Here is a 10,285-nt window from a genome sequence, read left to right as displayed (position 1 = left end):
TTCCGCTTCCGCTTCCGCTTCCGCTTCCGCTTCCGCTTCCGCTTCCGCTTCCGCTTCCGCTTCCGCTTCCGCTTCCGCTTCCGCTTCCGCTTCCGACGACACGACACCAGCCGCCCCCGTCGCCGCCTCCGCCGAAACGACACCAGCCGCCTCCGCCTCCGCATCCGCATCCGCATCCGCATCCGCATCCGCATCCGCATCCGCATCCGCATCCGCATCCGCATCCGACGACACGACACCAGCCGCGGCCGCGTCCACCGAAACGAGGCCAGCCGATGCCGGAGGTGCTGCCCCAGCGCCGACCGACACGCTCGACGGGACCGATCCAGCGGCAGCCGAGGCCTGGGGCGCGCGATTGTCCGATGACGGGCCCGAGGCACCACCTGCGGCCGCCGAACCCACCGAACCGGTACCGGTCGACTCAGGACCACCCGGCGCGGAACCAACTCCCGCAGACCCCGAGCCCACACCGACAGCCCGCGCGCCGGATCCACGAACCGCCGACTCCCCGTCCGACCCCGCACCCGCCGATGACCGCCCAACCCGCGCCGGGAACGCGCCTCCGAACTCCCCCTCCTCATACCCCCACGCGGGATCCCGCCCCGCCGACTCGATCTCCCTCGACAACGCCGAACAGCCCTCGACATCAACCGTCTCAGCCCCCGCCAACCCCCGAACCGCCGACTCGAACTCCGCGACCAGATACCCCGATTCGAGACGCTCGCGCCACTCGAAATACAGCAGCGCCCGCGGATCCGCCTCGTGCCTGCCGTAGAACACCGCTTCGATCGTCCGGTCCATCGCGCTCCCGGTTTCCGCTGCTCAACCGTGCTCTCAGAGCCGATTATCCCTGCGCGCCGCAGCCGCCGGGGGTCGTTGCGCGGGGGTAGTGTCGGTTCCATAGCCAGGAGACTTGACCAGGAGGTCACCGTGCCCTGCGATCTGATGCTCATCGCCTACGACGGCTCCGAGAACGCCAAGCGTGCCATCGAATACGCCGGCCGGTTTCTCTCCGCGAACAGAGCCGTGGTGCTCACGGCCTGGGAACCCATGGTGCGCCAGGCCGCTCGGCTGTCGGGGTTGTCGGGTGTGATGCAACCCGAGTGGGTGCCCGACGAGGAGATCGAGGACATCGCCTACGTCGACGCACGCAATATCAACACCGAAGGCGTGCGCTTGGCCAAGCTCGCCGGTCTGAACGCCGAGGCACGCACCGCCGAATGCACCACGACCATCTGGAACGCCATCGTCGAATGCGCCGACGACCTGGACGTGGACATCATCGTCGCGGGCACTCGCGGCGCCACGGGCATTCGCGCACTGCTGCACAGCAGCGTCGCCGACGCGGTGTTGAAACACTGCCACCGTCCGGTGCTGATGGTTCCGCCCGGTAAGGAACCGCAGCGCGAATTCTGACCCGTGATCTCGGTCGCTCACGCGCGCCCGCGGCCGTCGCGCGCGGCTATGGTCGAGGGGTCATGAACGGATTCCTGCTCGCCCAGCCCGGTGGCGTGATGCGCGCGACCGGGATCCGGACGGCCTTCGACGACGCGAACCGGGCTCGCAAAGCCTTGCGGGACGGCGCGGCGGAGATCGTCGTCGGGGCGCTGCCGTTCGATCCGAACCGACCCGCCGCGCTCGCCGCGCCGGAGCGGGCCGAGCACACCGCGGGTCCGTGGCGTCCCGCCGCGCTGCCCGAACTGCCCTCGGTGCGTGTGGTCACCGAAATACCAAGTCCCGCAGAACATATCGCGCGGGTGACGAAATTCGTCGAGCAGCTGAACGATCCGGACCAGCCGCTGCGCAAGGTGGTCGCAGCCCGCTCGGTGCTCGCCGAGGCGGATCGGGCGCTCGATCCGGAACTGGTCGCCGCGCAGCTGCTGACCAGGCACCCGCACGCCAACGTCTACGCGGTCGATCTCTCGCCCGCCGGTCGCACCGGCGCGACGCTGCTCGGCGCGACGCCGGAGGTTCTCGTCGCACGGCACGGCGCGACCGTGACGCTGCGTCCGCTGGCGGGCACCCTGCCGCGCCGCGCCGATCCGGACGCGGATGCCGCGCAGGCCGCAAACCTGCTGACCAGCACGAAGAACCGCGACGAGCACGCGTTCGTCATCGAATGGATCCGGCAGGTGCTGACGCCCGTCTGCGCCGAGCTGACCATCCCGGACGGACCGCAGCTGGTCAACACGCACGACGTGTGGCATCTGGCCACGCCGATCACCGGCACCCTGCGCGATCCGTCGACCACCGCGCTCGATCTGGCGCTGCTGCTGCATCCCACGCCCGCGGTCTGCGGCACGCCAACCGTGTTGGCCCTCGACACCATCAACCACGTCGAGGAGGATCGCGGCTTCTACGGCGGGGCGGTCGGCTGGTGCGACGCGCACGGCGACGGCGAATGGGTGGTGGCGATCCGCTGCGCGGAACTGTCGGCGGACGGCCGAGCACTGCGCGCCTACGCGGGCGGCGGCATCGTCGCGGCCTCCGAACCGCGGTCCGAACTGGACGAGACCACCGCGAAGCTGCGCACCTTCCTCGGCGGCCTCGGGTGCGCGGTGCCGGAGTAATCCCGGTTACTTCCGATATTGTGAGACGCCGGATTGTCACCTTGCTCACCCTGAGCGCCGATCATGCGGTAGGTTGACCCGGAATTGCCTGTCCCGATGTATTGGAGAGCCGCGATGAAGTTTGCTGTTCCTGGTGTTGCGAGTGCGGTTGCCGGTGCCGTGCTCGGCGCGATCGCGGTGTTCGTCATCACCGCGGCGGTGCAGCAGAACACGCGCCCCGACATCGACCGCAGCGGCGACGCGGACTCCTCGTTGCTCAACAACGTTGAGTACGGCAGCCGCTGAGCCGCTGACCTCCGCTTCACCCGCCGACTCGCTCGGCTCCTCCGGTGTGGCCTCGGGTCCGTCCGAGGCCGCGCCGCTCGGTAGACGGTGGTTCGCCGCGACGGTGGTCGTGGCGTTCCTGCTCACCTTCTTGCAGGCGCCCGGACTCACGGTCGCCGACACGAAGTACGACCTGGCACAGAATCCGCTGGGTTTCCTCGACCGCGCCGCGCACCTGTGGAGCAGCCAGGCCCCGATGGGCCAGGTGCAGAATCAGGCCTACGGGTACTTCTTCCCGCACGGCGCGTTCTTCTCGGCCGGAGATCTGCTTGGCCTGCCCGCATGGGTGACGCAGCGGATCTGGTGGGCGCTGCTGCTGCTCGCCGGGTTCTGGGGGATCGTCCGGCTCTGCGAGGCGCTCGGCCTCGGCAGCCGTGGGTCTCGGATCATCGCGGCGGTCGCGTACACGCTGTCCCCGCGCGTGCTCACCACGCTCGGCTCGATCTCCTCGGAGACCCTGCCGATGGTGCTCGCGCCGTGGGTGCTGCTGGCTCCCGCCGCGCTCGGCACCGCGTATCGGCGACGCAAGCGGGGCGGCGCCGCCTCGCCCGCGGGCAGTGCGCTCGCGCTCGCGTTGATGGGCGCGGTGAACGCCGTGGCCACGGTCGCCGCGTTCCTGCCCGCGCTGCTCTGGTGGGCTTCCTACAAGCCGAACAAGCGCTGGTGGCGTTTCACGGCGGCCTGGATTCCGCTGCTCGTGCTGGCCACCTTCTGGTGGGCGGTGCCGCTGCTGCTGCTCGGCCGGGTCAGTCCGCCGTTCCTGGACTACATCGAATCCTCCGGCGTGACCACCCAGTGGGCGTCGCTGGCGGAGGTGCTGCGCGGCACCGACAGCTGGACCCCGTTCGTCTCGCCGGAACGCATCGCGGGCGCGGTCCTGGTGACCCAACCCGCCGCGGTGCTGGCCACCGGTCTGCTCGCCGCCGCGGGCATGGCCGGGCTCGCCATGCGGTCGATGCCGTATCGCGGGCGGCTGGCGCTGATCCTGCTCGTCGGGCTGGTCGGGATCTGCGCGGGTTACGTGGGCGAGCTCTCCGGCCCGTTCGCGGACTCGGTGCGGGTCTTCCTGGATTCGACCGGCGCACCGCTGCGCAACGTGCACAAACTCGAGCCGCTGATCCGCATTCCGCTGGTGCTCGGACTCGCGCATCTGCTCGCGCGGGTGCCGCTCCCCGCCTCGGTGCCGCTTCCGATGTGGCGCAACGCCTTCGCCCATCCGGAACGCAACAGGATGGTCGCGGTCGCCGGACTGATCCTCACCGCGCTCGCGCTCTCCACCTCGCTGGCCTGGACCGGCAAGCTCGCCCCTCGCGGCGCCTACGACGAGGTGCCCGCCTACTGGCAGCAGACCGCGGACTGGTTGGCCGAGAACGCCGCCGACACCCGCGCGCTGGTCGTGCCCGGCGCACCCTTCGGCAGCCAGGTCTGGGGACTGACCCGCGACGAGCCGCTGCAAGCACTGGCGAGCACGCCGTGGGCGGTGCGCGACGCCGTGCCGCTGAACCCGCCGGGCACCATTCGCGCGATGGACTCGGTGCAGCGGCTGATCGCGGACGGACGCCCGTCGGCGGGGTTGGCCACGACGCTCGCCGACCAGGGCATCGGAATTCTGGTGCTGCGCAACGATCTCGACCCCGAGACCTCGCGGTCGACCAGGCCGCTGCTCGCGCACCGTGCGATCGAGGGGTCGCCCGGGCTGACGAAAGTGGCGGAGTTCGGTTCGCCGATCGAAACGAATGTCATCGCCGACGATTTGGTCGCCGACGGGGATCTGCGACCGGCTTATCGTGCGGTCGAGATCTACCGGGTCGAGCCGCGTCCGCCCGCGGGAAGTGACGTCGAAATCCGTTCCGGCACCGGAGCTCCCGACTCGTTCCCCGGTGCGTACACGGTTCCGCTCGCGGACGTACCGGTGGTGCAGGGCGGGCCGGAAGTACTCGAGCGCCTCGACCGCGACGGCGCGGCGCCGGGCCCGACGCTGCTCGCCTCCGACGCCGCACGCGCGGGTCTGCCGATCGGGCCGGTGACCATCACCGATACACCGATGGACCGGGAGGCCGACTTCGGGAAGGTCGACAACCACAATTCGGCGCTGCGCGCGCCCGACGACGCCCGGCGCACCCATAATCTCGTGCCCGACTACGCGGTCCCCGGCGCTGAGCTGGTGCGCGGGGAATGGTCCGGCGCGACCGTGACCGCGTCCAGTTCGGCCGCCGACGCCACCCAGCTCGGCGGCGCGGCGCCCGGCAGTTCTACCGCCGCGGTCGTCGACGGTGATCCCTCGACCGCCTGGATCAGCAACGGCACGGAACGCGCTGTGGGCCAATGGCTTCGGCTCGATCTGGACGAGCCGATCAGCTCCGGGCTGCTGCGTTTGACGACCAGTTCGGCGGCGATCGGCGATCCGGTGAAGTGGGTCGAGGTGCGCACCGACAACGGCAGCGTCTCGGCGCGGATCACCGAACCCGGTGCGCAGGTGTCCATTTCGTTGCCCGCTGGACGCACCGAGTGGCTGACCATCACCGCCATCCGGACCGAAGGCGGTTCCGGCGGTGGCCAATTCGGTATCAGCGAGTTGACTCTCGACGACTACACCGTCCGCGACGCGCCAGTGCGCGTGGACATCCGGCACCACACCGTGCTGCCGCCCACTCCCGAGGACGCGCAGGTGACGGCCTGGGACCTCGGCCAGGAATTCCCCGGTCGCAGCGCTTGTTTCGACGCGCCGGACCGGGTTCGGTGCAGCAAAGGGCTGGCGCTTGCGCCGGAGGAGCCCGGACTCTTCGAACGCATCCTCGACTCGCCCGTGCCCATGACGGTCGTCCCCGAGCTCACCGTGCGCACCCGGCAGGGTCCCGCGTTGGAGGCGCTGCTCACCGACCGCAGCAGGCCGGTGGCGCGCGGCAAGGCCGACGTCGGCGACCTGCGCGGGTCCGCGTTCGCCGCGACCGACGGCGATCCACGCACGAGCTGGACCGCGCCGGAAGACTCGGTGCGCGACATCACCGACCCCAAGCCGACTCTCACCATCGAACTGCCCGAACCCGCGCTGGTCACCGGCCTCGACATCACCCCGTCGCTCGGCGGGTTGCCCGCCGCGCCCACCTCGGTGTCGGTGAATCTCGGCAACGGTCCGCAGGTCCGCGAGATCGACTCCGGCGAAGCGACGCGAATCTCGTTGTATCCGACGGTTACCGACCGGATCGAGCTCAGCGTGCAGAGCTGGAAGCCGGTGCTGGACAAGACCGCGCTCGGCTTCGCCCTCACCCAACCGCCCGGCATCACCGAAGTCGCGGTGCTCGGGCCGGACTATCCCGCGCCCGCCGGGCTGGATCGCGAGGTGACCGTGCCGTGCGAGGCCGGGCCGACGATCGCTCTCGGCGGACGCACGGTGCGCACTTCCGTGACGGCGACCGTCGGCGAGTTGCGTTCCGGCGCACCGGTTTCCGCTCGGGCGTGCTCCGACGAAGTCCTCCCGGTGCCGGAGGGTCGCGCGGAAGTCGTTGTGGCGCCTACGGAATTGTTCTCCGTCGACCGACTGCGTTTGAACCGCACCGACTTCCAGCCCATCGCCCCCGCCACCGATCTTCGGCTGCTGGTATTGCCGTTGAGCACGAACGTCGGCTGGGAGGCGCACACCGCCGATGGGCGTTCGCTCGAGCCGGTCGTGGTGGACGGGTGGCAGCAGGGGTGGTTGCTGCCCGCGGACGCCACCGGGCCGATCACGATTTCGTTCCCGGTGGATCGGTGGTACCGGCTGGGAATCTTCGGCGGGTTGCTGTTGTTGGTGCCGTTAGCGTTGTTGGCGGTGCCTCGAGGGCGTCGGGTTTCGGTCGGCTCCCTGGCAGACACAGCTACGCCACCGCGCCCTTGGCGGAACCGTGCCGTGGGCGCAGTCGGCCTTGTGGCAGGCGCAACGATCATCGCGGGCCCCGCCGGAACCGCGCTGACGGCGGCGGGCTTGGCCGCGACCCAGTTCGCCGACCGCCACACCACCCGTTTCCTCGCCGCGACAGCAGGTATCGGCACCGCCCTCTCGGCCGCCGCGCTGTCCACCGGCCCATGGCGCGCCCCCGACGGCTACATGGGCCACTCCCTCTGGGTCCAGCTCCCCGCTCTCATCGCGGTAATCGCCGTCGGCCTCGCCGCCCTCCCACCCCGCCGCTGAGCCACACCGCACCGGCGAGGCAGCCTGCTGCTCCCGCTGCCTGGGCGATCCCACATATGTTCCACACGCTTCACATAGCCGGTGCCTATGCGAGGCGTGCAAAGGTTGTGTGGCAGCGAATGCGACTTGCGCGGAGTCGTACACGCCAGCAGAGGGTCGGTCATGTTTCAGCCGATCGTGTGGATCGGCCCGACTCAGGCGCCCTGGCCCGCGTCGGGTCTGACACACCGCCGACTGATCGGCCAAACTCGAGGCGCCCCAACCCGCGCCGGGTCCGGCACACCGCCGACTGATCGGCCGGACTCGAGGCACCCCGACCCGCCCAGGTCAAGCACACTCCGCGGACCGATCGGCCGAACTCGAGGCGCCCCAACTGCCCAGGTCAAGCACACCCCCGCGGACCGATCGGCCAGACTCAGGGCGCTCCAACCTGCGCCTGCCGGCACAACCTGCGGGCTGATGGGCCGGACTCGAGGCACCCCGACCCGCGCCGGGCCTGGCACACCCCGCGGACCGATCGGCCGGACTCAAGGCACCCCAACCTGCGCGGGCCAAGCACACCCCGCGGACCGATCGGCCGGGCTCAGGGCGCTCCGACCTGCGCTGGGTCCGGCACATCTTTCGGGCTGATCGGCTGCTCCTCCGCGGCGACCGCCGCGTCCTTCCGCTCGGGCTTCCGGCGATCCATCCGCCGAGCCAACTTCCGCGACGGCTCCTCCACCAGCGCGTAGCTGGCCGCGGCAACGGGCAAGGTGAGGGCGACGGTCAGGGCGAGGACGTAGACGAAGTTGCCCGCGAACGGCAGGATGCCGAATACCGGGAAGACGATCGAGAGCACCGCGAGGTGCCAGAGGAAGACGCCGTAGGACCAGCGGCCGAGGGTTGCCGCGACGGAAGACTCCAGCCAGCGATGTTTCCGATCGCCGAGCACCAGCGGCGCGAGCAGGCCGAAGCCGATGATCGCGCCGAGGGCCATCTTCGCGGCGTACTGCCACGGTTCGGCGCGGGTGAGTCCCGCGGGTCCGCCGAAATCGGTGGACGAGAGCAGGAAGGCGATCAGCGCGACGGTCCACATCAGCAGCTGGTTGCCCGCGATACGCCGCCAGATTGATAGCGGATGCACATCATCGACGAGTTCTGCGAGCAGCATGCCCGCCGCGAACCACGGCAGATACGCGGGCAGCCAGTTGTCGGAGTGGATCGCGTCCGGAGTCGGCACCGGAATGAAATTCCAACTCAGGCTCACCAGGCCCAATGCCAGCACCGCGGGCGCTCGCCAGCGCGCCGACTTTCCCCGCAACCGGACGATCGCGAACGCCAACAGCGGCAGCACCAAATAAAACGCCACCTCGACCGAGAGGCTCCACATTTGCGTGAGCCCATCCGTCAGCGTCAAAGGCACGAAGACCTGCGTCAGCGCCAGATTGGACGCCCATACCCGCCAGCCCGCGGTATCGGCGGCGCTCGGCAGCAAGAGCAGTACGAAGCAGACCACCGCCCAGTAGGCGGGCAGGATGCGCGCGGCGCGATGTCGCAGGTAGTAGCCGACCGAAGGCGCCGCGCCGAGGTCGCGGGCCGCCGTGGCGTGCGGGCGCCAGAGCAGGAATCCGGAGAGCGCGAAGAACACCGCGACGGCCATGTCGAAGCGTTCCCAGATTCTGCCGAGCACCGGCATTCCGGTCGCGCCGGTCTGGAAAGCGACGTGCGTGAGCAGGACGCCCAGCGCAGCCATCCCGCGCATTCCTTCCAACGCGGGCACGAAGCCGCGCGTCCGCGCGGGGTTCGCGGCCGCGGTTCGGGCGGCGAGGGTGGCGGTCATCGAACTCCAGTCTGCCGGGGAATTCTCCAGGTGAGAACTACTCGTTTCACTTTTCGCGCTAAACTCGGGCGATTTCTGGTCGGATTCCGGCCTCGGCACCGCATGGTACGCCAAAGGACTGTTAGTGTCGGGGCTCACGAAGTGCCGCGGGATTCCCGCAGTACTACGCACCGACCTGTGTTCTACGACGAGGAGTGTTTGCATGGCACTGAGTGCCGGTACCAGAAGGACGGTGGCCTGCCTGCTCGTGGGTCTCGGCGCGTTGCTTATCGTGATGGCGCTGATGATCCCGACGTACACCGTCGACAAACTGGCCAAGACTCCTCTCGATCTCGAGATCACCACCATCGCGAACAGTCAGCAGGGCTCGGAGAGCCTCGTGCTCGACTCCCGGTCGCTGACGGCGCCCGAAGGCGCGGCCAAGGTGGACTCCAACGTTCCGCTGATCTCGCAGCGGTTCCTCACGGTCGAAGAGCCTTCCAACGCCACGGAGATGACGGTTCAGGCAGGTCAGACCCTGCGGCGCATCGACAAGCAGGGCGACACCGGCCTGCTCACCGCGGTCGTCGACCGGGTGACCATCGACCGCAAGACCGGCATGCCGGTCGACAAGGAGCCCAACGGCTCCATCGCGACCACGGTCAACAAGGAAGGCGAGAGCATCGCCGACCCCGTGCAGCACACCGGTCTGCAGTACCGCTTCCCGATCGGCACCGAGAAGAAGTCGTACCCGTACTTCGACCTCAACGCGCGCAAGACCTTCGACATCAACTTCGTCGAAGAGACCGAGATCAACAGCATGAAGGTCTACCACTTCCAGCAGACCATCCCGGTCACCAACCTGTGGGACGTCGTGCAGGCGCCGACCAACCGCCTCTCGCTGCCCGCCGCCAAGTGGGGCCTCGAGGGTGAAGAGCCGGTCACCATGACCCGCTTCTACACCAACACCCGTGACCTGTGGGTCGAGCCGCAGACCGGCACCGTCATCAAGGGCGGCGAGCAGCTCCACCTGTTCTACGCGCGCAGCGGCGACAAGCCGGACGTCACCGCGCTGAAGTCGAACATCATCTTCGACGAGAACACCATCGAGTCGCAGATGGCGGTGGCTCAGGACAACATCGACCGCCTGTCGCTGTACGGCCGCATCATGCCGATCGTGCTCGGCGTGCTCGGCGTGATCCTGGCGATCGTCGGCGTGATCCTCGGTGTTCGCGGCGGCAACGCGCCCGCCCCTGCCCGCCCGGTCCGCGGTGGCAACCTGCCGCCGAGCGGTTCGGCCGCTCCCCCGCGTGGTGGTGCGCCGCGCGGTGCGGACGACGCTCCGACCGAGCAGATCAACGTGAAGAAGAATCTCTGAGTTTCAGCGGTTCTGAGAGCGGCTCCCCGGCCTGGTGGTCGGGGAGC

Annotated in this window: 7 protein-coding genes; 5 read left to right on the top strand and 2 right to left on the bottom strand. The window is 69.4% G+C overall.

Features of this window, described 5'->3' with window-relative positions:
* A partial coding sequence (locus tag CRP45_RS33445; protein ID WP_218841177.1) for a hypothetical protein occupies positions 1-258 on the bottom strand: 258 nt, incomplete at its 3' end.
* Between the two features lie 672 nt (positions 259-930).
* Between CRP45_RS33445 and CRP45_RS21205 the strand changes: the two genes are divergently transcribed.
* The 4 genes from CRP45_RS21205 to CRP45_RS21190 all read left to right on the top strand — a co-directional run bounded on the left by CRP45_RS21205 (position 931) and on the right by CRP45_RS21190 (position 7,062).
* A complete protein-coding gene (locus CRP45_RS21205) occupies positions 931-1,416 on the top strand; it encodes a universal stress protein (RefSeq protein WP_097246494.1) in 486 nt (161 codons plus the stop codon).
* Positions 1,417-1,478: 62 nt separating this feature from the next.
* A complete protein-coding gene (locus CRP45_RS21200) occupies positions 1,479-2,570 on the top strand; it encodes an isochorismate synthase (RefSeq protein ID WP_067787035.1) in 1,092 nt (363 codons plus the stop codon).
* A gap of 114 nt (positions 2,571-2,684) precedes the next feature.
* Positions 2,685-2,855, top strand: coding sequence for a DUF2613 domain-containing protein (locus CRP45_RS21195; RefSeq protein ID WP_084483063.1), 171 nt, complete (start codon positions 2,685-2,687; stop codon positions 2,853-2,855).
* 46 nt (positions 2,856-2,901) lie between these two features.
* Entirely contained in the window at positions 2,902-7,062 is a 4,161-nt protein-coding gene (locus tag CRP45_RS21190) for an alpha-(1->3)-arabinofuranosyltransferase (RefSeq protein WP_097246493.1), read from the top strand.
* Between the two features lie 583 nt (positions 7,063-7,645).
* Here CRP45_RS21190 and CRP45_RS21185 read toward each other — a convergent pair.
* Positions 7,646-8,881 (bottom strand): acyltransferase family protein, encoded by a 1,236-nt coding sequence (locus CRP45_RS21185; RefSeq protein ID WP_097246492.1) that lies wholly within the window; start codon positions 8,879-8,881, stop codon positions 7,646-7,648.
* A 202-nt stretch (positions 8,882-9,083) separates the two neighbouring features.
* On the opposite strand from CRP45_RS21185, the gene pgfA reads away from it, so the two are divergent.
* Positions 9,084-10,238 carry a cell envelope lipid trafficking protein PgfA gene (gene pgfA, locus CRP45_RS21180; RefSeq protein ID WP_097246491.1) on the top strand — a complete coding sequence of 385 codons (1,155 nt, stop codon included), beginning with the start codon at positions 9,084-9,086 and terminating at the stop codon, positions 10,236-10,238.
* Positions 10,239-10,285: the final 47 nt, after the last annotated feature.

The sequence above is a fragment of the Nocardia amikacinitolerans genome, from assembly GCF_900215415.1.
Classification (GTDB): Bacteria; Actinomycetota; Actinomycetes; order Mycobacteriales; family Mycobacteriaceae; genus Nocardia; species Nocardia amikacinitolerans.
Note: the sequence above shows the minus strand (reverse complement) of the source record. Positions and strands in the feature narration are given on the sequence as shown.